The following is a 22,441-nucleotide window of genomic DNA, read 5'->3' on the forward strand; positions in this document are numbered from 1 at the left end:
GACTATGACAATGAAAGTTTCCCCAAGAGAGCTGTCATGCCAAGAGTCAAAGGCTTCACCCTCATCGAGCTGATGATCGCCATCGCCATTCTCGGCATTATCGTCGGCCTAGCGGCACCAGCCATGAGCGATTTTGCAGTACGCCAACGCGTTAGCGGGCAAGCCAGCGAAATAATGCTGGCACTGGCGTTTGCCAGATCCGAAGCGGTTAAACAAAATAGAGAAGTCGTTATCCTTCCGGCCACAAATTCCGCTACCGGCTGGAGTGATGGCTGGTGCGTTGGTCTGGCCAGTGGTACCGACGCGATGAGCAATTGTGACGACCCAGATCGCCTTCGCGACTTTTCAGCATCTACCGGCGTAACTATCACCAGCGCATTCCTGGAGACATCACCACGCCTGACATTTCAGCGTGACGGCACCTGTTCACTCTGTGGCAGCAACCCGTTCAACATAACCTCAGCCAACCTTAAAGCAACCAGCACTGATGCGCGCTGTGTCAGTGTCACCCGTCAAGGTCGCGCAAGTTTGACCAAAATCACACGCGACGCCTCATGCTAACAAGGAAAACCAATATGCTTCTTGCATCTAAAAATGAAGCTGGCAGCTCTATGATTGAAGTGCTGGTCACCTTATTGGTATTCACCGTTGGCATGCTCGGCCTTGCAGCTTTGCAACTCAACGCACTGCAAGGGTCTAGCGATAGCGCACAACGCTCACAGACTACTTGGTTACTTCAAGATATTGCTGAGCGAATCAGGGCTAACCCCGAAGGTACTGCAACTGCCTATGCAACCGCCCCCGACTGCACCGCCCTACCAGCAAAACGTTGTGCTGACTTTTACAACCCGGGCACGTCGGCAAAAGTCTCCGCCGCACAATGCACCGCATCTGAAATGGCAGCATTCGATCGCTGGGAATCCCAATGCAGCTATTCCGCCATTGCCACTTACAACACAATCAATGCCCGCTTCACCAGCCGCGATTTCATCAACGCACCAACTGCAGGTACCACTGTATCCATTGCAAACAACGGTAATGTTCTCACTTTGCAGGGCTTTTGGCTTGGTAAGGCCGATAACGCAAAAGGCACTGCTGACCAGAACTCGCAAACAACTGCTATGAGGATACAGCGATGATCAGGCCTACTCAGCTACGGCGGCTGCAAATCGGCCTCTCTATTGTTGAACTAATGGTTGCATTGGCATTAGGCCTATTGCTAATGACTGGCGTCATTCAGGTATTCCTATCAAGCCGCCAAACCTATTCAGCCAATGAAGCCATGGGCCGCATGCAGGAAAACGGGCGCTTTGCATTGGAGTTTATTGCCCGTAGCGCACGCCAGGCAGGTTATGTTGAGCCGATCTACATGTCAGGAAAACCTCTGCCACTAGTTCGCCCCGCATGCGCAGGACTGCCCGGCACTATTCCAACGACACTCTGCACAACCCAGGGCGCAGGCAGCGGATCCGACAGTGTCGGTTTCGTCATGCAACCTAGCGTTACTGATGGTGCCCGACGTGACTGCCTCGGCAACACAATTGCCGATGATGATGTACTGATCATCAACCATTTCGAAATTATTCCCGCAACAGGAACTCAACCAGCAGCTCTTGGCTGCCGTGCATACAAATATAACGGAACAAACCCCGATGGTTGGACCTCAGGTCCTGCCGCACAAGAACTCATTTCCGGGATTGATAGCCTGCAAGTCCTTTACGGCATTACCACTGCAGGGGACTCACGCAGCGCAAACCAGTACGTATCAGCTGATCGTGTTACCGACTGGAACAAGGTGCGTGCGGTGCGCATCGCTGTACTGGCCAATTCAGTCGACAACCTAACGCCTGCACCCGCGAACCGCAACTTTGCCCTTCTTGACGCGGCACCAATTGCGATTGCAGATAATCGTGCTCGGCAAATCTTCACCACAACGATTCAGCTCAAAAATACCGACTGAGGCTACCCAAATGCGTCGATTTAATGTTCCAAAGCGCGCTCAACAGGGTGCGACCTTAATTGTGGCGTTGGTATTTTTGCTGGTACTGACCATAGCAGGCGTAACTGCGATGCGTTTTTCAACATTTGAGGAGCGTATGGCCAGCAATACCCAGTTCCGCAACCAGGTTTTTCAACAAGCTCAAAGTGAAATTCGCGCACAGCTTCTGGCTTTCAATACTAACTTAGCCAACCGCGCCCCCTTACTTGTTGCAATGGGAAAAAATGTCGCAGCTCGCGATTCCGATGCACTGCTTGCTGACCCAAGCCTGAAGTCATTACCCACAACAGCACGAGAAGTTCAAGCATTAACCCCTAGAATGGATGCAACCGGCGACAATATCGCTTCAAACACCGTGCGCTACGTGCAAGAAGGCCCCTGTGATGACGGGTCCAGCGCAGAGAAATTCGTCTGTGTCCGTTTTGAAATGTCCGCTCGCGCCGAGACTGCAGGGGGAAGTTTCTCCTCACAATCCCAAGGGCTAAGCTTCCAGAATAACAAATGAGGTTATAAGCATGAAAAATCTAATTACTTACTTACTTGCCGGCATGCTTTTAACCCTATCTGTGCATGCCGAAGAAAAAAATGATGAAGTACTGTTAGTTGTTATTGAAGCAGACAAATTCATGATCAACTGGAGTCCATCGGGCGAAACGCTGGGCCGCGCGATTGTTTACCGTTGCGCCGAATGTGAACCAGAAACCATGAGCTTTGGCCCACATACAGAATTCTACATTAATGAACAACCGCGCCCGATCAATGAGATCGGCAATAAAGTGGACTGGACCGGCCTCATTACCGTGACCAATAAAGAACCCACTAAAGTCATCAGATTCACGGCTTATTGATTGGCGCACGGGAGAATTAGCATGAAAAGCTTTAAACCACTCGCACTTGGTGCCAGCGCATTTGTCTATAGTCTGCTGACATTACAAATAGCAATGGCCGACGATACCGAAATATATGTACCCAAAGACTTGCCTGCCGACCAGCAAGTTCGCCCAAACATCATGTTTGTGCTTGACTCTTCCGGCTCAATGGGCAGCGGTGTGGCCAACTCTGGAGGCAAAAACCGAAACGAAGTAATGCGTGACGTGGTAAAAAATCTAATCGACCAATTGAAGACCAAGGAAGATGTCAACGTCGGCTTTATGCGCTATGACGGCAATGACGGTGGCTATGTACTTAGCCCGGTTCAGCGCCTGACTGCAAAAAATGCAAAAAGTATGAAAGACACCGTAGATGACATCCCTGCAAGCGGGAATACACCGCTGCTGGAAACCTACTACGAGTCATACCTCTATATGACCGGACAAAACAGATTCTGGGGCGACAAGAGCGTTAAGGCCTCACGCAATGGCGAGACCTATAAATCACCAATCGAGCACAGCTGCCAGCAGTCACATATCATCTATCTAACTGATGGCGAGCCTACTGTCGACCAAGGCTCCAATGCAGCAGTTAAAACCCTTGTCACCAACAAGAATACTCTTTACCCAGCATCTAGCTGCGGCTCAGGCAACGGTCAATGCCTACCCCATTTAGCTGAATATATGGCTAATCAGGACCTGTTTCCGGCACCCGCGCCATTCGACGATCCAACCAACCGTAAGCAGTCAGTGACGTCACACTTCATTGGTTTCTCCGTAAACCTTGCACTGCTGAAAAATGCCGCTGAGGCGGGGGGCGGCAAGTACTACACTACAGGCGACGTATCTGGACTAACTGACGCACTTAAAGCCATCGTTCAAGATATCAGCGCTGAAAACACCTCCTTCGCCACGCCTAGCGTTGCGGTAAGTGCATTCAACAACCTGGGTTTCCGTAACGACCTTTATTACGCCCTGTTCCGTCCTGCAGAAGGCGCAAACTGGCCAGGTAACGTGAAGCGCTACAAACTGTCCAAGGATGGAAGCGGCAACCCGTTGATTGTCGACAAAAATGGCAACGCTGCTATTGACGACACTACCGGTTTCTTCAGAAACAGCGCCTCCAGCTTCTGGTCCGTGGAGGATGGCAGTGATGTGGCCAAAGGTGGTGTGGCCGGCCGCCTACTCAACCCCGATACCCGAAAAATATTTACCTGGACAGCAGCTGACAGAACGCCAAGCGCCAGCGCAGGCGTTACAGGTTCTCAAGCCCTTGATATTGCTGCGCATCGCCTGATCACCGGCAACACAGCGGTAACGCAAGCAATGCTAGGGGCCAGCACCAACACATTACGCACCAATTTTATTAACTGGGCGCGTGGAAAGAAAACTGACGGAACAAACCGACTTGCTATTGCTGACGTCCTACACAATGAGCCAAAGCTGGTTGCTTATGTAACTGATGAAGACCTCGCGCGAGTAAATAATTCGCCAGCGACCTCAACCGAAAAACTATTTATGTTCTTCGGCTCCAACGAAGGTTTTATCCACGCGATAGATCCTACAACTGGCGATGAGAAGTTTGCATTTATCCCCAAAGAGCTCCTGGGTAACCCCGGAAATTATCTGAGCGATGCAAAAGGCTCATCTAATAAGAAATATGGTATGGATGGCCAGATCAACCTCTGGACTGAGTACCGCACGCCAACAGCAGACGATATCGCCAACAAAAAACGCACACTTAACAAAGCCTATCTCTATGCAGGTATGCGTCGTGGCGGCAGCAACTATTATTCACTCGACGTAACCAATATTGACGCCCCCGCCCTCAAGTGGCTTATTAAAGGTGCATACTCCGCAACACCCACTCCAGGTTTTGAAAAACTGGGGCTGACTTTCTCTGCACCAAAGCTGGCTGACATCAAGATCAACGGAACTAAAACCAAGGTACTGATCTTTAGCGGCGGCTATGACAGGGAGCAAGACAACATAGGCACCAACGTTCCGAAAAATGACAGCGTTGGTAATAGCCTATTTATTGTAGATGCAGAAACCGGAAAACTTCTCTGGCGCGCCGGCAACACCGGCGACAACAGCGCGACCCTGAATGTTGCCAACATGACCAACAGCATGCCGGCTGACCCAACTATCGTGGATATTAGTGGTGACGGCTTAGCCGACATCATTTATGCCTCAGACCTACGCGGCCAGATATTCCGCTTTGATATCAACAACGCTAATACCAGCCTCACATCACTTGCTACTGGTGGACGAATTGCCAGCCTTGCAGGAGCAACTGCGGCTGACAACAGACGCTTCTTCAACTCCCCAGACGTAGCCTTGATCCGCGAGCGCGGTGGTAAAACATATTTCACCATATCAATTGGTTCAGGTTTCCGTGAAAGTCCACTTAATACCGAGACGGATGACCGCTTCTACGTTTTGCGCGACAGCAATGTCTTCAGCAAACCCACTACCTATACCACTATCGTAGAAAGCGACCTGATCAACGTAAGCGGGGTTAACCTCAGCGACACCGAATCAGCAGCCATTCTTGCGGAAATTGCCAAGCTTGAAGGGCTTATGGCCACGCTGAACCTTGCGCTGAGCACCGCTCAAGAAAACTTTGCCAGCTACAAAGCCGGGATCGGTCATACAGCCAAGCAGAACGCGGCAATACAAGCGTTAAGTGACGCCAATGACAAGCAGCGTGAGATTGATGAAATTCTTGGCAACGACCCTTACCTGCTTGAACATGTAAGCAATACACGCAACCAAAGCACCCTGCAGGACAGCTTGGTACTGGCACAGCAAACACTGACTGAACTTGAACAGCTGCGCGTTAATATTCAAGGCCAAGCAGATGCAGGCGATGTTGGCATTCTGGATGGTGAGCGCCTGGCTGCAGAGACTGCATTGACTGCCGCCATCGCAGCTTACAACCCAGCTCAAGTCACTGCCGACAATGATGCAGCTGCTGCTGCAACAGCTGAAGCTGATGCAGTAGCTGCCGAAACAACGGCAGCAGCAGACCAAGCTACTGCAGATGCTGCATTAATTACCAAAACCAATGCCGATCAAGCAGCTGCAGACGCCTTGATTGCAGCAACAGTAGCGGATGCTGCAAAAACAGCAGCAGATGCAGCCCTGGCAACAGCAACAGCAGATGCGGCGACCACCGCCACCACAAAAGCAAATGCGACCACAGACCTCACCAACGCGCAAACCGATGTTACTAATAAGCAAAATGATGTAACAACTGCGCAGGCGGCTCTTGATGCAGCTCAAACCGACGTCGACAATAACCTTGGTGATCCCGGTTTTGAGGCAATACGAGACGCAGCACAAGTAGACCTTAATGCTGCAGCAACAGCACTAACGGATGCACAAGCCGTAGAAGCTACCGCGGCAACTGCGTTGACGGCTGCAACAACTGCGGATGACGCAGCACAAGCCGCATTTGCCATAGCAACAACTGCCGCCGCTGACGCAACAACTGCCAAAACAACTGCCGACGCATTAGTAGTCTCAACAGCCAATACTGCGACAACTGCAGCCAACGACCTGGCAGCCGCTAACACACAAGCAGCCAACACGGCCGCCACGGCAGCAGGTTTGCGTACTACGGCAGATGCGGCACAGTCTGTAGCGACAGCATCAGCACTTGATGCTGCGACTAAACTGGCCACCCGCGACACCGCACAGGCAGCCCGTGACGCCGCAACCCAAGCGCACGCGACTGCAGTAAAAAATGATGCTGATGCAAGCGCGATATCGGCTCAGCTCAGTCGTTTCACTGAACAGTATGACCGACTGGTTCAGCTGCAAAGCTCGGTTGATAACTCTTTCGCCCAGATACAGACACTGGAAGCTGACCTTCTGGCAGCCAAGGCAGATCCAAACTTTGATGCCAATAACCTGCCTGCGCTGGAGGACGCACTGACGGCTGCTCGCACTGATTATGCAGCGCTAAATGCAGTCGCAACTCGCACCAACCTCAACACTGGCTCTCCGGCCAAAGCCACTGCACTGATAGATGCAGTGAAAGCGGCACTGGCACTGCTAGACCCAACTGATGTAGCCCTGGCGCTGCAAGCTGCCTTGGACATCTTGGTTGCCGACGCCGACTTTATTGACTTGCCGGCGGCAGGTAACCTAACGGTCAGTCAGCTATTAGCTCGCGCCGAAGCTGCCAATGCCGCAGCCTTAAAAACCAAAGCAGATAATGAGACCACAACTGCGGCACTGGTAGCCGGCCTAGCCAGCCAACGTGATGCTTTCAAGGCAAGCGGTGCGGCATTACAGCTTGAGGCAGATGCACTTGCTGAAACTGCTTATAACCCAGCCAGTGCATTGCTCTCAGCTGCACAACTAACCGCACTGCAAGCCCAGCTAGCACCAGCTGAGCCAACGTTCTTCGATGCATATCAATACTTGATAGATGCTGCACTCGCCAACGCATCGAACACCGCGACCGGTCTGCCATATCTGCGCAATGCCATAAACGTCGAATACACCAAATTGACTCCCGGTAATAGCTACACACCGAATGTCAATCTACTTGCGGCAAGTAAGGGGTTTTACCTGCGCCTACCTAGAGGAGAAAAGGTACTCTCAACCTCTATATCCTTCCGTGGCGCACTGTTCTTCAGCACCTTTGCACCACGCAACTCAAACACTGTTGCCACATGCGGCTCGGATGTAGGGCGAGGCCGCACTTATGCCATGAGCCTATTGGATGCCAGTGCACTCTTTACCGAAACAGCTCCAGATGGCACAAAAACCCCAGTACGCAGCTTTGACCTAAAGCGCTCAGGCATTCCACCAACTCCGTCGGTTATCCTCTCTGAGGGTGCACCAACAATTCTCACTGGCACAGAAATTTTGACCAACGAATGTGTTGAAGGCGTAGAAGCATGCCGATCAGGCGATGCCGTCAAAGCAACATACTGGAGAGAGAATTGATGAAGGAGAAAGGGTTTAGCCTGATGGAGCTGATGATTGTGGTGGCCATAGTCGGCATCTTGGCCGCGATTGCTTACCCAAGCTACCAGAACTATGTATTGCGCACTGGACGAGCAGACGGGCAAGCAAAAATGATGGAAATCATCCAGGCTCAAGAGCGGTTCTATTCACAAAACCAAACTTACACCACTAATCTGGGGGCCGGAGGGCTGGCTTATGGTGTAGCAGCAAATGCTGCAGTGCCATCGGCAGAAGGACGCTACACCATTCAGGCGGCGGCATGTGCCAACAGCACTATTGCACGCTGCGTTATCCTAACGGCGACACGTATCGGCACCCAGCAACAAGATAACGAATGCGGCAACCTGACACTGGATAGCCGTGGAACTAAAGGCGCCACGAACGTAGCGCGCTGCTGGTAAACACAAAAAATAAACAGGGTCGGTATACCGCCCCTGTTTATTCGCCTCCAAAGGTGATCACAGTTGCGTTACCCGCAACTCTTTCGGCATGGAAAACATCACATTCTCTGGCCGCCCGAGCAGCTCTTGCGCACCAGTAGCGCCCCATTCGCTCAGCTGCTGAATAACGCCTTGCACCAGCACTTCAGGGGCTGATGCACCTGCAGTAATACCGATACCCGCCACACCCGCAAACCACTCCTGCTTGAGATCCTCTGCCCCGTCGATCAAATAGGCAGGTGTTCCCATGCGTTCGGCCAGTTCGCGCAGGCGGTTGGAGTTGGAGCTGTTGGGACTGCCGACAACCAGCAGCACGTCGCATTCGGCGGCGAGTTGTTTGACCGCATCCTGGCGGTTCTGGGTGGCGTAGCAGATATCGTCTTTGCGCGGGCCACCAATGGCGGGGAACTTGCTGCGTAGAGCGTCGATTACTTTGCTGGTGTCATCCATCGACAGGGTAGTCTGGGTGACGAAGGCCAGTGCTTCGGGATTGCGCACCTGTAGTTCGGCGACGTCCGCTTCGTCCTCTACCAGGTAGATGGTGCCACCGTTGCTGGCGTCGTATTGACCCATGGTGCCTTCGACTTCCGGGTGGCCCTCGTGGCCGATCAGGATGCACTCGCGTCCTTCGCGACTGTAGCGCACCACTTCCATGTGCACCTTGGTCACCAGCGGGCAGGTGGCATCGAAGATTTTCAGACCACGGCGCTCGGCCTCGTTGCGCACAGCCTGGGAGACGCCATGGGCGCTGAAGATGACGATGACATCGTCAGGAATCTGATCCAGTTCTTCGACGAAGATAGCGCCACGCGAGCGCAGGTCTTCGACCACAAACTTGTTGTGCACCACTTCATGACGCACGTAGATCGGCGGACCGAAGACCTCCAGCGCGCGGTTGACGATTTCAATGGCGCGGTCGACGCCGGCACAGAAGCCACGGGGATTGGCGAGTTTGATATGCATGGCGAATATCTCGACGGTAGACCTTGCGGGCTAGTGTAAGGCGCGGCCGCACGCACTGGGGTAGCAATCTGTATATGCAGCCGTGATCGCGAGAATCTCGCAGAAACACTCGAAGCGAAAGCCGCTCCCACAGGAGCGAGCTAAACCTTAGAGCGCTTTGACCTCAATAATTTCAACATCGAAGCTCAGCGCTTTGCCGGCCAACGGGTGGTTGAAGTCGATGGTCACCTTGGCGTCATCAAACGCTTTAACCACGCCTGGCAACTCGGCATTGGCCGCGTCGTTGAAGATCACCAGTAGGCCTTCCGACAGCTCCATATCCTGAAACTGACTGCGCGGCATAACCTGGATATTCTGCGGATTACCCTGACCGAAGCCCTGCTCCGGACTGATCGGCAGGCTGCGTTTGTCGCCCGCTTTCAAGCCATAGATGGCCTGCTCAAAGCCTGGCAGCAGGTTGCCGTCGCCGACCTTGAAGGTGGCGGGGCTTTTATCGAAGGTGCTGTCCACCACATCGCCGTTGTCCAGCTTGAGGGCGAAATGCAGGGTCACCTGCTTATCCGGGCCGATACGCACGTCAGTCATTTGCCTGTTTCTCCGGACTTTTCACTTTTGAACATATCCAGCGCCAGCAGGATGGCACCACCGGTAATCGCCATGTCAGCCACGTTGAAGGCTGGGAAGTACCACTGCTGATGCCAATGCAGCAGGATGAAGTCGACCACATGGCCAAACACCACGCGATCGACCAGGTTACCCAGTGCACCACCCAGAACTAACGCCAACGCCACCGCAAGCCAGGTTTCGCCAGGTTTTAGGCGCTTGAGCCATACCACCAGTACTCCGCTCACCACCACGGCAATCGCGGCGAAGAACCAACGCTGCCAGCCGGCGGCATCGGCCAGGAAGCTGAATGCCGCACCGGTGTTGTAAGCCAGGGTCCAGCTAAAGTAATCGGGGATGATCACGATCTGCTGGTACATGCTCAGGTTGTTGTCGAACCAGAACTTGCTCGCTTGATCGACTACAAACACCAACAGACTCAGCCACAACCAGGCCAAACGCCCGAAACGACTAGCGTTATCACGCATAGTGACGAACCTCACCTGCGCCTTCGATGTTGTCCACGCAGCGACCGCAAATTTCCGGATGCGCTGGGTTCACCCCAACGTCCTCGCGGTGATGCCAGCAACGGGCGCACTTGGCATGCCCGGACTTCAGCACTTTGAGCTTGAGCCCCGCGACTTCGGTTTCCACAGCATCACTCGGCGCGCTGGCGAGCGGCGCCAGGCTGGCGGTGGAAGTGATCAGCACAAAGCGCAGCTCGTTGCCCAGTTTGTTCAGATCAGCAATCAGGCTGTCTTCGGCATACAGGGTGACTTCCGCCTGCAGGTTGCCGCCGATGGCCTTGGCTGCACGCAGGTTTTCCATCTCCTTGTTTACCGCGACCTTGACCGCCATCACGCGCTCCCAGAACGCACGATCCAGCTCGAAGCCTTCCGGCAGCTCGCTCAGGCCCTGATACCAGCCATTGAGCATTACCGACTCGTTACGCGCACCGGGCAGGTATTCCCACAGCTCATCGGCGGTGAAAGACAACACCGGAGCGATCCAGCGCACCAGGGCTTCGGCGATGTGGAACAGCGCGGTCTGGCAGGAGCGACGCGCCACGCTGTCGGCGGCGGTGGTGTACTGACGGTCCTTGATAATATCGAGGTAGAAACCGCCCAGCTCCTGCACGCAGAAGTTGTGCACTTTCTGGTAAACGTTCCAGAAGCGATAGCTGTCGTAGGCTTCTTCGATTTCGCGCTGCAGCAACAGGGCGCGATCTACGGCCCAACGATCCAGCGCCAGCATGTCTTCCGCAGGCAGCAGGTGCTGCGCCGGGTCGAAGCCGCTGAGGTTGGAGAGCAGGAAGCGCGCGGTGTTGCGGATACGCCGGTAGGAATCGGCGCTGCGCTGCAGGATGACCTTGGACACGGCCATCTCGCCCGAGTAGTCAGTGGACGACACCCACAGGCGCAGGATATCGGCGCCCAGGCTGTCATTCACTTCCTGCGGCGCGACCACATTGCCCAGCGACTTGGACATCTTGCGACCGTTCTCGTCGACCACAAAACCGTGGGTCAGCAGCTCTTTGTACGGCGCGTGGCCGTCGATGGCCGCGCCGGTCAGCAAGGATGAATGGAACCAGCCGCGGTGCTGGTCGGAGCCTTCCAGGTACAGGTCGGCACGCGGGCCGCTGGCATGGCCCAGGTTGTGCGAACCGCGCAGTACGTGCCAGTGGGTGGTGCCGGAATCAAACCAGACGTCCAGGGTGTCACTGATCTTGTCGTAGTCGGCGGCTTCATCGCCCAGCAGCTCGGCGGCGTCGAGCTTGAACCAAGCCTCTATGCCCTCTTGCTCGACACGCTTAGCCACGTCCTCCATCAACTCGGCAGTGCGCGGGTGCAGCTCACCCGTAGCCTTGTGCAGGAAGAACGGGATTGGCACGCCCCAGTTACGCTGACGCGAGATACACCAGTCCGGACGCCCGGCGATCATGCTGTGCAGACGTGCCTGGCCCCAGGCTGGGACGAACTGCGTTTGCTCGATGGCTGCCAGCGCACGCTCACGCAGAGTGCCGCCTTCGTTAGGCTGCTTATCCATGCCGACGAACCACTGCGCGGTGGCGCGGTAGATCAGCGGGGTCTTATGGCGCCAGCAATGCATATAGCTGTGCTGGATAGCCTCGTGCTTAAGCAACGCGCCGACCTCTTCCAGCTTGGCGACGATGGCCGGATTAGCCTTCCAGATAAACTGGCCGCCAAAGAACGGCAGGTCACTGACATACACGCCGTTGCTCTGCACCGGGCTGAGGATGTCGTCATTGCTCATGCCGTAGCCTTTGCAGGAACGGAAGTCGTCCTCACCATAGGCAGGTGCCGAGTGCACCACGCCAGTGCCGGCGCCCAGCTCAACGTAGTCAGCCAGATAGACCGGGGCAAAGCGCTCATAGAACGGATGACGGAAGCGGAGCAGCTCCAGCGCCGCACCTGGCGCGGTGGCGATGACTTCGCCCTGCAGGCCATAACGGGCCAAGCAGCCCTCTACCAGCTCTTCAGCCAGCAGCAGCAGACGCTCGCCGGTATCGACCAGCGCATAGGTAAATTCAGGGTGGACGTTCAGCGCTTGGTTGGCCGGAATGGTCCAAGGCGTGGTGGTCCAGATCACGATGGAAGCAGGCTTCGGCAGGCTGGCCAGACCAAACGCGGCGGCCAGCTTGTCGGCATCTTCAACCACGAAGGCCACGTCGATGGCATCGGACTTCTTGTCTTGGTACTCGACTTCGGCCTCAGCCAGCGCGGAACCGCAGTCGAAACACCAGTTGACCGGCTTCAGCCCCTTGAATACGAAACCCTGTTTGACCATCTCGACCAGCGCGCGGATTTCGCCCGCCTCGTTGGCAAAGTCCATGGTTTTGTACGGGTTGTCCCAATCGCCCAGTACACCGAGGCGAACGAAGTCGGCCTTCTGCCCTTCGATCTGCTCGGCGGCATAGGTGCGGCAGCGCTCGCGGGTCAGGTCGGAAGGCTGGTTCTTGCCGAAGGTGGTTTCCACCTTGTGCTCGATCGGCAGGCCATGACAGTCCCAACCCGGCACATAAGGGGCGTCGAAGCCGGCCAGGGTCTTGGAACGGGTGATGATGTCCTTGAGGATCTTGTTGACCGCATGACCGATGTGAATGCTGCCGTTGGCATAGGGCGGGCCATCGTGCAGAACAAACTTCGGCCGGCCTTCGCCCTGCGTGCGCAGCTTCTGATACAGGCCAATCTCGTTCCAGCGCTGCAGAATCTGCGGCTCGCGCTGCGGCAGGCCGGCCTTCATCGGAAATTGGGTGTCAGGCAGATTAAGCGTGGCTTTGTAATCGGTCATTTCAGGCTCTTCGTAAGCGATTGGCACCCAGCAGTTGAAGCCGGGTGCTTAAACGCGCCAATGGGCACGGGCGGCAGCAATATCGGCAGCAATAGCCATCTTCAATGCCTCAAGGGAGGCGAAACGCTGCTCATCGCGCAGCTTGTGGTGGAAAGCCACCGTCAAACGCCGGCCATATAAATCACCGGCAAAGTCCAGCAAATGCACTTCCAGATGAGCGCGACCATCACCGGCCACGCTCGGGCGCACACCAATGTTGGCCACACCCGGCCAGGTTTGGCCGTCAATCTCGGTGCTGACCAGGTACACGCCTTTGAGCGGCACCCGCTTGCGCTTGAGCTGCACATTGGCAGTCGGCGCATTCAGCTGACGCCCCAGCTTCTGCCCGTGCAACACCCGTCCGGCAATCTGAAATGGCCGCCCGAGCAGGTGCTGCGCCAAGGCAAAATCACCGGCATCAAGGGCTTCACGTACCCGCGTACTGCTGACACGAATACCGTCCAGCTCAACCGTGCTGGCAGCCTCGACGCTGAAGCCTTCGCGCTCACCAGCCTCGGCCAGAAAGGCAAAGTCACCGGCGCGGTCACAGCCGAAGCGAAAGTCATCACCCACTTCCAGATGCTGCACACCCAGGCCTTCAACCAGCACACGATGCACGAACTCAGCCGCGCTCAACTCACGCAGGCGGCGGTTGAAACTCAGGCACAGCACTCGATCAACACCTTCGGCAGCCAGCAGAGCCAGCTTGTCGCGCAACCGCGCCAGGCGCGCCGGTGCTACATCAGGTGCAAAAAACTCGCGCGGCTGCGGCTCGAAAATCAGCACGCAACTGGGCACGCCAAGCTCGGCGGAACGCTCACGCAAACGCGCCAAAATGGCCTGATGACCACGATGGACGCCGTCGAAATTCCCGATGGTGGCGACACAGCCCCGATGCTGGGGCCGCAAGTTGTGTAGGCCTCGAACCAGCTGCATAACGCGCTTCTTGCTCATAAAGTGGCCGATTATACGCACACCGAGCAGCGGACAACAGGCAGCAAATCAGCTGCAGCTCAGAGCGCACTGCGGCGAGCAAAATCCCTCAAACGGAACCCCAACAGCGCCAACACGGCCAAATAGGCCAACATGCCGACACCCACCAGCCCGCCCAGGCGCAGCAAACGCCAGAGCATAGTGCTGTCCGCCCAAGCTGGCAGCTGCTGCATAATCAGCAGCAGCACCGCCACCATCGCTAGTAACGCCAACAACAGCTTGCCAAGGAACAACGCCCAACCCGGCTGTGGCTGAAACATGTCGCGCTTGCGTAGCTGCCAGTACAACAACCCAGCATTCAGGCAGGCGGCCAGGCCGATGGCCAGCGCCAGACCGGCATGGGCCAGGGGAATCACGAAGATAAACAGCACATTCATCGCCTGGGTCGCCAGCAGCGTCACCAGCCCGATACGCACCGGGGTTTTGATGTTCTGCTGGGCGTAGAAGGCAGGCGCAAGAATTTTCACCAGAATGATGCCGACCAGCCCCAACGAGTAAGCAATCAAGGCCCGCTGGGTCATCAAGGTATCGTCAGCGGTGAACTTGCCGTACTGGAACAGCGAGGCGATCAACGGCTCGGAGATAATCGCCAACGCCACCGCACTGGGCAACGCCAACACCAGACACAGACGCAAGCCCCAGTCGAGCAGCTTGGAGTAGTCTTCGCGGCTGGCGCCCGAATGGGTTTTCGACAAGGCCGGCAGCAAAATGGTCCCCAGCGCCACACCAAGTACGCCAGCCGGCAACTCCATCAAGCGATCGGCGTAATACATCCAGGACACGGAGCCTGCGACCAGAAAGGAGGCAAAAATCGTATTGATGATCAGCGAAATCTGGCTGACCGACACCCCGAAGATCGCCGGCCCCATCTGCTTCATCACGCGCCACACGCCTGTGTCCTTGAGGTTCAGACGCGGCAGCACCAGCATGCCGATCTTGTGCAAATGCGGCAGCTGGAACAGCAACTGCGCCAAGCCCCCCACCAGCACCGCCCAGCCCAGCGCCATGATTGGCGGATCGAAATAGGGGGTCAGAAACAGGGCGAAGACGATCATGCTGACGTTGAGCAGAGTCGGCACAAAGGCCGGCACCGAGAACCTGTTCCAGGTATTGAGCACAGCCCCCGCCAGCGAGGACAGGGAGATCAGCAAGATATAAGGAAAGGTCACCCGCAGCAGGTCGGTGGTTAGCTCAAAGCGCTCCGCCTCATCAGCGAAACCAGGGGCGGAGGCCCAGACAATCCACGGCGCGGCGAGAATGCCAATAAAAGTTACCAGCGCCAGCACCAACGTCAGCAGGCCTGTCACGTAAGCGAGAAACGTGCGCGCCGCCTCATCGCCCTGCTGGGTTTTATATTCGGCCAGAATCGGCACAAAGGCTTGAGAGAACGCGCCCTCGGCAAAAATCCGCCGCAGCAGATTGGGCAGCTTGAACGCCACCACAAAGGCGTCCGAGGCCACGCCCGCGCCGAAGGTACGGGCAATGATGGTGTCGCGCACAAAGCCCAATACACGCGAAAGCATGGTCATGGAGCTGACGGCGGCCAACGACTTGAGCAAATTCATGTAGTATCCCGGCTCCGCAAACAAGCACTGGCGCGCAAAGGCGACGAGTGTAGCGGTCTGCCGCTGGTCAGGCCAGCACAGGGAAAAGCCAACAGGCTTGACAGCACTCCCTCATATCGGCATGATTCGCGGCCTTATTTGTTTGTAACCCCCAGAATTTTTCTTCGAGGAGCTTGACGGTGGCCAATACACCTTCTGCCAAAAAACGCGCAAAACAGGCTGAGAAGCGTCGTAGCCATAACGCCAGCCAGCGCTCGATGGTTCGTACTTACATCAAGAACGTCGTCAAGGCTATCGAAGCCAAAGACGCTGCTCTTGCAGCTACTGCTTACACCCTGGCTGTGCCGGTAATCGACCGTATGGCCGACAAAGGCATCATCCACAAGAACAAAGCCGCTCGCCACAAGAGCCGCCTCAATGGCCACATCAAGGCCCTGAGCGCTGCCGCAGCTGCCTAAGCTGTTTGCGACACGCTACTCGTTCTTGAAAAACCGGCTTAACCGCCGGTTTTTTATTGTCTGCAATAACTGCTGGCGCAGCCTGCAACGCCCAAAACCACAAAAAAGCCCGAATCGCTTCGGGCTTTTTTGACTCAGGGCTTTTGTGGCCAGGGCAGAATCGGAATGGCCGTCACCGCATTCTGCGGACTCCCCTCGATTACCCGATCGCTGTAGACCAGATAAACCAGGGTATTGCGCTTCTGATCGAAGAACCGCACGACCTGCATGGTCTTGAATACCAGCGAGGTACGCTCACGAAACACCTCCTCGCCCTCCTTGAGCTTCTCGAGAAAGCTGATCGGGCCAACCTGACGACAGGCAATCGACGCCTCGGCGCGATCCTCAGCCAACCCCAGACCACCCTTGACGCCGCCAGTCTTGGCCCGCGACAGATAGCAGGTCACGCCTTCCACCTTAGGGTCATCAAACGCCTCGACGACGATTTTGTCGTTCGGCCCCATAAACTTGAAAACCGTCGACACCTCTCCGATCTGCTCGGCCGCCACCAACCCAGGCAACAGCACCAGCGCACCCAGCAATCCCTTTACGACTCGCATCAGCCTTCCCTCAAACCAGGATCAAATTATCCCGATGCACCAACTCGGGCTCGTCAACATACCCCAGCAGCTTCTCGATGGCATCGGATGGCTGACCGATGATCTTTTGCGCCTCAAGCGCACTGTAATTGGCCAAACCGCGCGCAATCTCCCGGCCATCCGCAGCCACGCACACCACCATCTCGCCACGCCGGAAGCTGCCCTGCACGGTTTTAACACCAACCGGCAACAGACTCTTGGTGCCAGTCGCCAACGCCTTGACCGCCCCTTCATCCAGCACCAGGGTGCCGCGAGTCTGCAAATGCCCGGCCAGCCACTGCTTGCGCGCTGCCAGCATGCCGCGCTCAGGCGCCAGCAGAGTACCCAGGCGCTCACCTGCCTTGAGCCGCGCCAACACCTGCTCGATCGCACCACCGACAATCACCGTGTGCGCCCCGGAACGCGCCGCCAGACGCGCCGCCCGCAGCTTGGTCTGCATACCGCCACGCCCGAGCGCACCACCCACGCCACCCGCCACAGCATCAAGCGCCGGATCATCGGCGCGCGCCTCGAAAATCAGCTCGGCATCGGGATTATGCCGCGGATCGGCGTTATACATGCCGTCGCGGTCAGTAAGAATTACCAACAGGTCGGCCTCGACCAGATTGGCAACCAGCGCCGCAAGGGTGTCGTTATCACCAAAGCGGATCTCATCGGTAACCACGGTGTCGTTCTCGTTGATCACCGGCACCACATCCAGATCCACCAGCGTACGCAGCGTGCTGCGCGCATTCAGGTAACGCTTGCGATCAGACAGATCGTCATGGGTCAGCAGAATCTGCGCCGTGCGCCGGCCATGCTCGGCAAAGCTCGACTCCCACGCCTGAATCAGCACCATCTGGCCAATAGCTGCCGCCGCCTGCAACTCATGCATGGCGCTCGGCCGCGCTACCCAGCCCAGCTTGCTCATACCCGCCGCCACCGCACCGGAGGACACCAGCACCAGCTCAACACCCTGCTCACGCAGCGCGACCATCTGCTTGACCCATACCGCCATGGCCGCACGATCCAAACCACGACCATCAGCGGTCAGCAACGCACTACCAATCTTCACTACCCAGCGCTGCGCACCGGTTACCTTGTCACGCATGATCTTCCAACCTTAGCCGCGACCTGTGATTACAAAAACGCCGCAATTAAGCGGCGTTTTGTAGTTGCTTAATCCCGGACGTAAATAATTTCCGGGCCATCATCTTCGTCTTCTTCATCCCAGAAGCTGTCATCTTCATCGACATCACCGACTGCCTTGACTCCGGAACGACGCAGCGCGCGCTTGTCGTCCAGCGCCTGCAGCTGAGCGCGCGCCTCGTCCTCGATGCGCGTATCCAGCTCAGCCAACTCGGCAGCGTACTCTGGATTCTCCTGAATGCGCTCAGCGCGCGCCTCAAGGAAGTCCATGATGTCATAACAGAGCTTTTCAGTGCCCTGGCGCGCCAGTGCAGAAATCACATAAACCGGCCCAGTCCACTCGATCCGCGCGACGATTTCAGCAATCCGCGCTTCCTGCTCTTCATCGAGCATCTGGTCAGCCTTGTTCAGCACCAGCCAGCGCTCACGCTCAGCCAGCGACGGGCTGAACTTGGTCAGCTCATCAATAATGGTGGCGGCCGACTCGGCTGGATCGGTCAGATCCAGCGGCGCCATATCAACGAGATGCAGCAACAGACGGGTACGCGACAAATGCTTGAGGAAGCGAATGCCCAAACCAGCACCGTGAGAAGCACCCTCGATCAGCCCCGGAATGTCTGCAACCACGAAGTTTTTGTAGCGATCGACACTGACCACACCCAGGTTCGGCACCAGCGTGGTGAAGGGATAGTCAGCGACTTTCGGCTTGGCGGCCGACACCGAGCGAATGAAGGTGCTCTTGCCGGCATTCGGCAAGCCCAGCAGGCCTACATCGGCCAATACCTTCAATTCCAGCTTGAGATCGCGCGACTCGCCCGGCTTGCCCGGCGTGGTTTGCCGCGGAGCACGGTTGGTACTGGACTTGAAGCGGGTGTTACCCAGACCATGCCAGCCACCCTGCGCCACCATCAAACGCTGGCCAGCGCGGACCAGGTCGCCAATCACTTCCTGAGTACTGGCATCAATCACCGTGGTACCAATCGGCACCGGCAGAATCAGATCCTCACCCTTGGCACCAGTACAGTCGGTACTGCCACCCTTCTCACCATTTTGCGCCTGGAAACGACGGGTGTAGCGGTAATCCACTAGGGTATTGAAGTTCTCGACCGCCTCGATATACACCGAGCCACCGTCACCACCATCACCACCGTTGGGACCGCCCTTCTCGATGAACTTTTCACGACGAAAAGCCATCATGCCGTTACCGCCGTCGCCGGCTTTTACAAAAATCGATACTTCATCGACGAATTTCATTTTTACGCCTCCCGCAATCACGCGGGTCATCTAAACCGAGAAACACCAGGTTCTTGCAAAATTGACCTGCATTCAAATCGAACGCTAACACCCAGGACAGTTTGGCAAGAACCCCAAGAATACAGAAACAAAAAAAACGCCCGGAGCGTTTTCTAACGTCGCTTGCGACGGCCCGCAGGGTTGCCGCCATGGATGGCGAGCCAATAAAAAAGCCCCGTCGCAAGGACGGGGCTTTCCCAGCAGTCGCGCTATTAAGCCGCAACGACGCTCACGTAACGGCGGTTGAACGCGCCTTTTACTTCAAACTTGATCACGCCTTCGATTTTCGCGAAGAGGGTGTGATCTTTACCCATGCCAACGCCGTAACCGGCGTGGAACTGGGTGCCGCGCTGACGCACGATGATGTTGCCTGCTTTGATAGCCTGGCCGCCATACATCTTCACGCCAAGGCGTTTGGCTTCTGAGTCGCGACCGTTGCGGGTACTACCGCCAGCTTTTTTGTGTGCCATGAGTTCAATACTCCTATAAAGGGATCAGACCGAAACGAATCAGGCCTGGATACCGGTGATTTTGATCTCGGTGTACCACTGACGGTGGCCCTGGCGCTTCATGTGGTGCTTACGACGACGGAACTTGATGATGGTGACCTTGTCGTGACGGCCTTGAGCAACCACTTCAGCCACAACTTTGGCACCGTCAACAACCGGAGCGCCGATTTTTACGTCGTCGCCATTGCCGACCAGCAGAACACGGTCAAAAGTCACAGCTGCGCCAGTGGCCAGCTCGAGTTTTTCGACCTTGAGGAATTCGCCTTCGGTGACTTTGTATTGCTTGCCACCAGTAACAATTACTGCGTACATGGTAAATCTCCGTTAATCCTGCTCACCCAGCGCTTTATAGGAATAAGTGTCGGCTGGCATGGCTGCTTGGGGCCTTCAAGGACACCCTTGCAATTGCGTAAGGCAGGGAAATACCCAGGGGGAAGTTCAGGGTGCGCGATTGTACGCAAGCAGCCAGCTCGACGCAAGGCCCCGACACCCAGAGCACCAGCCTCTTGCCTTGACAGCCCCTACCCTGCCCCCTAGCATGCCGCGCAACCCATGAGTAGCAGGTGCAAGCGATGCAACCCCAGGCTTTCTACCGCGTGGTGGCGGATGACTTTACCGCCGTCGACGGCATCATCCGCGCCCAGCTGGTGTCGCGCGTACCGCTCGTAGAGAAGATCGGCGACTATATTATCTCCGCCGGCGGTAAACGCCTGCGGCCTTTGCTGGTTCTGCTCAGCGGCAAGGCCTTGGGCATTGAAGGCGACAACCTGCGCCTGCTCGCTGCCACCATCGAATTTCTGCACACCGCCACCTTGCTGCACGACGACGTGGTCGACATGTCCGACATGCGCCGCGGTCGCAGCACCGCTAACGCCCAGTGGGGCAACGCGCCAAGCGTGCTGGTCGGCGACTTCCTTTATTCGCGTTCCTTCGAAATGATGGTCGAACTTGGCTCCATGCCGGTGATGAAGATCCTTTCAAAGGCCACCCGGGTGATCGCCGAAGGCGAAGTGCTGCAACTGTCGAAGATCCGCGACGCCAGCACCACCGAAGAAACTTACATGGAAGTCATCCGCGGCAAGACTGCGATGCTCTTCGAAGCCTCAACCCACAGCGCCGCAGCACTGGCGGGCGCCAACGCCGAACAGAGCGAAGCGCTGCGCACCTTTGGCGACCACCTCGGCGTGGCCTTCCAACTGGTCGACGACCTGCTCGACTACCGTGGTGATGCCACTACCCTGGGCAAGAACGTCGGCGACGACCTGGCCGAGGGCAAGCCGACCCTGCCGCTGATCTACACCATGCGCGAAGGGACGCTTGAACAAGCAGCACTGGTACGCCAGGCGATCCAGAAAGGCGGCATCGAAGACCTGGAAAGCATCCGTAATGCCGTAGAAGCGGCTGGCGCGCTGGACTACACCGCACAACAAGCCCGCGACTACGCAGAACGCGCCATCGCCTGCTTGGACGCCCTGCCCGCCAGCGAATACCGCGACGCACTGATCGAACTCAGCCGCTTTGCCGTAGCCCGCACACACTAAGGCTTATCGTGACAGACAAGAGCCCGCCCATATGGCGGGCTTTTTATTGCCTGCAATCCACAGCAATCACACCGCGCGACAAAAGGCAGCGATTAATCCTTGCTATAAATATAATAAGAATTATTCTCACCTGACAACTTGAAAGGGAGATGAGTCATGACCTATCTGATCGATGCCTGGCTGGACCGCCCGCAGCCGTACCTACGCATTCTCAATCGCAACACCGGCGAGGTTTGCGCCCTGCTTAAGGAAGATGCCCTAGATGAGCTGCGTGATCAGGGTGACCTGGATCTGCACGAGCTGAACTCCAGCGAGCCGCTGGTGCTTAAAGAGCTGGTGCGTAATCTATTTCTTTACTGCTACGCCCGGGCGTTGCGCCCCTGAAACGGATCGCGGGCATGGCCCGCTCCTACATCAAGTAAGAGCGAGCCATGCCCGCGAAGGTAAACCGACTGAGCGTTAGAGAACGTCCAGCAGTTCCACATCAAACACCAGCACGCTGTGCGGCGGGATGCTGCCAACACCTTGCTCGCCGTAAGCCAGCTCGCTCGGCACGTATAGGCGCCATTTGCTGCCGGCATTCATCAACTGCAGGGCTTCGGTCCAGCCGGCGATCACGCCGCCAACCGGAAACTCGGCAGGCTGGCCACGCTCGTAGGAGCTGTCGAATACAGTGCCGTCGATCAGGGTGCCGTGATAGTGAGTGCGCACGCTGTCTTCACGGGAAGGCTTGGCACCTTCGCCGGCGGTCAGCACTTCGTACTGCAGGCCAGAAGCCAGAACGGTGATGCCGTCACGCTTGGCGTTTTCAGCGAGGAACGCCAGACCCGCACCGGCCGCAGCTTCGGCCTTGGCCGCCGCTTCGGCTTGCATGATGTCACGGATGACTTTGAAGCTAGCGGTCAGTTCTGCTTCGCTGACGCGGCTTGGCTGGCCGGCAAAGGCATCGGTGATACCGGCGATGATGGCGTCCAGGCTGGCACCCGGCGGCGGGTTGTCGCGCAGCTGACCACCCAGCTGACGGCCAATGCCGTAGCTTACGCGGGTTTCGTCAGTCGAGAGATTGAGTTCGGACATAGCACGGCTCCGCTAGGGGCTAAAAAAG

The 22,441-nt window shown here is 56.6% G+C and carries 22 protein-coding genes; 10 read left to right on the plus strand and 12 right to left on the minus strand.

Going from position 1 to position 22,441, the window contains the following annotated elements:
- The first annotated feature begins 36 nt into the window (after positions 1–36).
- Genes RHP75_RS17615 through RHP75_RS17645 form a run of 7 tightly spaced genes read left to right on the plus strand, consistent with a single transcriptional unit; the run spans position 37 to position 8,255 of the window.
- Entirely contained in the window at positions 37–561 is a 525-nt protein-coding gene (locus RHP75_RS17615) for a GspH/FimT family pseudopilin (protein WP_311089328.1), read from the plus strand.
- A gap of 14 nt (positions 562–575) precedes the next feature.
- Positions 576–1,139 carry a type IV pilus modification protein PilV gene (gene pilV / locus RHP75_RS17620; RefSeq protein WP_311089329.1) on the plus strand — a complete coding sequence of 188 codons (564 nt, stop codon included), beginning with the start codon at positions 576–578 and terminating at the stop codon, positions 1,137–1,139.
- On the plus strand, positions 1,136–1,960 hold the full coding sequence (locus RHP75_RS17625) for a PilW family protein (RefSeq protein WP_311089330.1): 825 nt from the start codon (positions 1,136–1,138) through the stop codon (positions 1,958–1,960). Before pilV ends, RHP75_RS17625 begins: the two co-directional genes overlap by 4 nt.
- Before the next feature lie 10 nt (positions 1,961–1,970).
- Positions 1,971–2,504: a PilX N-terminal domain-containing pilus assembly protein gene (locus RHP75_RS17630; RefSeq protein WP_311089331.1), complete on the plus strand. Its 534-nt coding sequence runs from the start codon at positions 1,971–1,973 to the stop codon at positions 2,502–2,504.
- Positions 2,505–2,514: 10 nt separating this feature from the next.
- Positions 2,515–2,847 (plus strand): hypothetical protein, encoded by a 333-nt coding sequence (locus RHP75_RS17635; RefSeq protein WP_311089332.1) that lies wholly within the window; start codon positions 2,515–2,517, stop codon positions 2,845–2,847.
- A 21-nt stretch (positions 2,848–2,868) separates the two neighbouring features.
- Positions 2,869–7,833, plus strand: coding sequence for a PilC/PilY family type IV pilus protein (locus RHP75_RS17640; RefSeq protein ID WP_311089333.1), 4,965 nt, complete (start codon positions 2,869–2,871; stop codon positions 7,831–7,833).
- Entirely contained in the window at positions 7,833–8,255 is a 423-nt protein-coding gene (locus RHP75_RS17645) for a type IV pilin protein (RefSeq protein WP_311089334.1), read from the plus strand. The genes RHP75_RS17640 and RHP75_RS17645 overlap by 1 nt, the downstream gene beginning before the upstream one ends.
- Positions 8,256–8,312: 57 nt before the next feature.
- Here RHP75_RS17645 and ispH read toward each other — a convergent pair whose 3' ends face one another.
- The 6 genes from ispH to murJ all read right to left on the minus strand — a co-directional run bounded on the left by ispH (position 8,313) and on the right by murJ (position 15,769).
- Complete coding sequence (gene ispH / locus RHP75_RS17650) at positions 8,313–9,257, minus strand: 4-hydroxy-3-methylbut-2-enyl diphosphate reductase (protein ID WP_311089335.1); 945 nt, start codon at positions 9,255–9,257, stop codon at positions 8,313–8,315.
- A gap of 147 nt (positions 9,258–9,404) precedes the next feature.
- On the minus strand, positions 9,405–9,842 hold the full coding sequence (locus RHP75_RS17655) for a peptidylprolyl isomerase (protein ID WP_167142770.1): 438 nt from the start codon (positions 9,840–9,842) through the stop codon (positions 9,405–9,407).
- Positions 9,839–10,348, minus strand: a complete 510-nt coding sequence (gene lspA, locus RHP75_RS17660) for a signal peptidase II (RefSeq protein WP_160085553.1) — start codon at positions 10,346–10,348, stop codon at positions 9,839–9,841. The genes RHP75_RS17655 and lspA overlap by 4 nt, the downstream gene beginning before the upstream one ends.
- Entirely contained in the window at positions 10,341–13,172 is a 2,832-nt protein-coding gene (gene ileS, locus RHP75_RS17665) for an isoleucine--tRNA ligase (RefSeq protein ID WP_311089336.1), read from the minus strand. The genes lspA and ileS overlap by 8 nt, the downstream gene beginning before the upstream one ends.
- Before the next feature lie 48 nt (positions 13,173–13,220).
- Entirely contained in the window at positions 13,221–14,147 is a 927-nt protein-coding gene (ribF, locus tag RHP75_RS17670; protein ID WP_311089337.1) for a bifunctional riboflavin kinase/FAD synthetase, read from the minus strand.
- Positions 14,148–14,224: 77 nt separating this feature from the next.
- The gene (gene murJ / locus RHP75_RS17675; protein WP_311089338.1) at positions 14,225–15,769 is read right to left on the minus strand and encodes a murein biosynthesis integral membrane protein MurJ; all 1,545 of its coding nucleotides are present in this window, start codon (positions 15,767–15,769) and stop codon (positions 14,225–14,227) included.
- 179 nt (positions 15,770–15,948) lie between these two features.
- Between murJ and rpsT the strand changes: the two genes are divergently transcribed.
- Entirely contained in the window at positions 15,949–16,227 is a 279-nt protein-coding gene (gene rpsT, locus RHP75_RS17680) for a 30S ribosomal protein S20 (RefSeq protein WP_160085557.1), read from the plus strand.
- Between the two features lie 134 nt (positions 16,228–16,361).
- On the opposite strand, the gene RHP75_RS17685 is transcribed toward rpsT, so the two are convergent.
- From RHP75_RS17685 to rplU, 5 genes are all read right to left on the minus strand, one after another.
- Positions 16,362–16,826: a CreA family protein gene (locus RHP75_RS17685; RefSeq protein WP_311089339.1), complete on the minus strand. Its 465-nt coding sequence runs from the start codon at positions 16,824–16,826 to the stop codon at positions 16,362–16,364.
- 10 nt (positions 16,827–16,836) lie between these two features.
- The gene (gene proB, locus RHP75_RS17690; RefSeq protein ID WP_311089340.1) at positions 16,837–17,955 is read right to left on the minus strand and encodes a glutamate 5-kinase; all 1,119 of its coding nucleotides are present in this window, start codon (positions 17,953–17,955) and stop codon (positions 16,837–16,839) included.
- Between the two features lie 68 nt (positions 17,956–18,023).
- Entirely contained in the window at positions 18,024–19,247 is a 1,224-nt protein-coding gene (gene cgtA, locus RHP75_RS17695) for an Obg family GTPase CgtA (RefSeq protein WP_160013130.1), read from the minus strand.
- Between the two features lie 251 nt (positions 19,248–19,498).
- Positions 19,499–19,756 carry a 50S ribosomal protein L27 gene (gene rpmA / locus RHP75_RS17700; RefSeq protein ID WP_085584170.1) on the minus strand — a complete coding sequence of 86 codons (258 nt, stop codon included), beginning with the start codon at positions 19,754–19,756 and terminating at the stop codon, positions 19,499–19,501.
- Positions 19,757–19,795: 39 nt separating this feature from the next.
- Positions 19,796–20,107 carry a 50S ribosomal protein L21 gene (gene rplU / locus RHP75_RS17705; RefSeq protein WP_160013129.1) on the minus strand — a complete coding sequence of 104 codons (312 nt, stop codon included), beginning with the start codon at positions 20,105–20,107 and terminating at the stop codon, positions 19,796–19,798.
- Between the two features lie 260 nt (positions 20,108–20,367).
- Between rplU and RHP75_RS17710 the strand changes: the two genes are divergently transcribed.
- Positions 20,368–21,336, plus strand: a complete 969-nt coding sequence (locus RHP75_RS17710; RefSeq protein ID WP_311089341.1) for a polyprenyl synthetase family protein — start codon at positions 20,368–20,370, stop codon at positions 21,334–21,336.
- Between the two features lie 156 nt (positions 21,337–21,492).
- Positions 21,493–21,720, plus strand: coding sequence for a hypothetical protein (locus RHP75_RS17715; protein WP_090249418.1), 228 nt, complete (start codon positions 21,493–21,495; stop codon positions 21,718–21,720).
- 75 nt (positions 21,721–21,795) lie between these two features.
- On the opposite strand, the gene RHP75_RS17720 is transcribed toward RHP75_RS17715, so the two are convergent.
- Positions 21,796–22,413: an FKBP-type peptidyl-prolyl cis-trans isomerase gene (locus RHP75_RS17720; RefSeq protein WP_311089342.1), complete on the minus strand. Its 618-nt coding sequence runs from the start codon at positions 22,411–22,413 to the stop codon at positions 21,796–21,798.
- Positions 22,414–22,441 lie beyond the last annotated feature (28 nt).

The organism is Pseudomonas sp. SG20056 (assembly GCF_031764535.1).
In the GTDB taxonomy this organism is placed as follows: domain Bacteria; phylum Pseudomonadota; class Gammaproteobacteria; order Pseudomonadales; family Pseudomonadaceae; genus Aquipseudomonas.

Excerpts from the sequence above, each read along its gene's own strand:
- RHP75_RS17615 (WP_311089328.1), top strand. The coding sequence starts at position 37 with ATGCCAAGAGTCAAAGGCTTCACCCTCATCGAGCTGATGATCGCCATC.
- pilV (WP_311089329.1), top strand. The coding sequence starts at position 576 with ATGCTTCTTGCATCTAAAAATGAAGCTGGCAGCTCTATGATTGAAGTG.
- RHP75_RS17625 (WP_311089330.1), top strand. The coding sequence starts at position 1,136 with ATGATCAGGCCTACTCAGCTACGGCGGCTGCAAATCGGCCTCTCTATT.
- RHP75_RS17630 (WP_311089331.1), top strand. The coding sequence starts at position 1,971 with ATGCGTCGATTTAATGTTCCAAAGCGCGCTCAACAGGGTGCGACCTTA.
- RHP75_RS17635 (WP_311089332.1), top strand. The coding sequence starts at position 2,515 with ATGAAAAATCTAATTACTTACTTACTTGCCGGCATGCTTTTAACCCTA.
- RHP75_RS17640 (WP_311089333.1), top strand. The coding sequence starts at position 2,869 with ATGAAAAGCTTTAAACCACTCGCACTTGGTGCCAGCGCATTTGTCTAT.
- RHP75_RS17645 (WP_311089334.1), top strand. The coding sequence starts at position 7,833 with ATGAAGGAGAAAGGGTTTAGCCTGATGGAGCTGATGATTGTGGTGGCC.
- ispH (WP_311089335.1), bottom strand. The coding sequence starts at position 9,257 with ATGCATATCAAACTCGCCAATCCCCGTGGCTTCTGTGCCGGCGTCGAC.
- RHP75_RS17655 (WP_167142770.1), bottom strand. The coding sequence starts at position 9,842 with ATGACTGACGTGCGTATCGGCCCGGATAAGCAGGTGACCCTGCATTTC.
- lspA (WP_160085553.1), bottom strand. The coding sequence starts at position 10,348 with ATGCGTGATAACGCTAGTCGTTTCGGGCGTTTGGCCTGGTTGTGGCTG.
- ileS (WP_311089336.1), bottom strand. The coding sequence starts at position 13,172 with ATGACCGATTACAAAGCCACGCTTAATCTGCCTGACACCCAATTTCCG.
- ribF (WP_311089337.1), bottom strand. The coding sequence starts at position 14,147 with ATGCAGCTGGTTCGAGGCCTACACAACTTGCGGCCCCAGCATCGGGGC.
- murJ (WP_311089338.1), bottom strand. The coding sequence starts at position 15,769 with ATGAATTTGCTCAAGTCGTTGGCCGCCGTCAGCTCCATGACCATGCTT.
- RHP75_RS17685 (WP_311089339.1), bottom strand. The coding sequence starts at position 16,826 with ATGCGAGTCGTAAAGGGATTGCTGGGTGCGCTGGTGCTGTTGCCTGGG.
- proB (WP_311089340.1), bottom strand. The coding sequence starts at position 17,955 with ATGCGTGACAAGGTAACCGGTGCGCAGCGCTGGGTAGTGAAGATTGGT.
- cgtA (WP_160013130.1), bottom strand. The coding sequence starts at position 19,247 with ATGAAATTCGTCGATGAAGTATCGATTTTTGTAAAAGCCGGCGACGGC.
- rpmA (WP_085584170.1), bottom strand. The coding sequence starts at position 19,756 with ATGGCACACAAAAAAGCTGGCGGTAGTACCCGCAACGGTCGCGACTCA.
- rplU (WP_160013129.1), bottom strand. The coding sequence starts at position 20,107 with ATGTACGCAGTAATTGTTACTGGTGGCAAGCAATACAAAGTCACCGAA.
- RHP75_RS17710 (WP_311089341.1), top strand. The coding sequence starts at position 20,368 with ATGCAACCCCAGGCTTTCTACCGCGTGGTGGCGGATGACTTTACCGCC.
- RHP75_RS17715 (WP_090249418.1), top strand. The coding sequence starts at position 21,493 with ATGACCTATCTGATCGATGCCTGGCTGGACCGCCCGCAGCCGTACCTA.
- RHP75_RS17720 (WP_311089342.1), bottom strand. The coding sequence starts at position 22,413 with ATGTCCGAACTCAATCTCTCGACTGACGAAACCCGCGTAAGCTACGGC.